1 protein-coding gene is annotated in these 302 nt (G+C 55.0%); it reads right to left on the reverse strand.

Annotated elements, in window-relative coordinates; genetic code table 11:
• Positions 1–230: IS3 family transposase (locus tag HMPREF2808_RS01870; protein ID WP_070623404.1), on the reverse strand; the 230-nt coding region annotated here is incomplete at its 3' end.
• Between the last annotated feature and the right edge of the window lie 72 nt (positions 231–302).

Raw genomic sequence — 302 nt, forward strand, 5'->3', positions numbered from 1 at the left:
GAGACTTCTTTTTCTAGCTGGCGGATCCGTTCAGAATCAGTCGTCGCCTGGGCCTTGTCACGCAGGGTCTTCGTGCGGGCACGCTTGCCGGTGCCGTACTGCTTAAGCCAGGAATAAAGTGAGGAGCGATTGACTCCTAGCTCTGCTGAAGCCGCGTGAAGTGAGAGGTCCTCATTGTTTTCGTAGAGGGCCACAGCATCACGTTTGAACTGTTCGGAGTACCTAGGCATGGTGGTAGATTACCTTTCTTCCCAGCCCGACTGGGCTGGATATCAGGTGTCTACCAAACAGGGGTCAGGTCC

The sequence above is a fragment of the Corynebacterium sp. HMSC078A10 genome, from assembly GCF_001811565.1.
Taxonomy (GTDB): Bacteria; Actinomycetota; Actinomycetes; order Mycobacteriales; family Mycobacteriaceae; genus Corynebacterium; species Corynebacterium hesseae.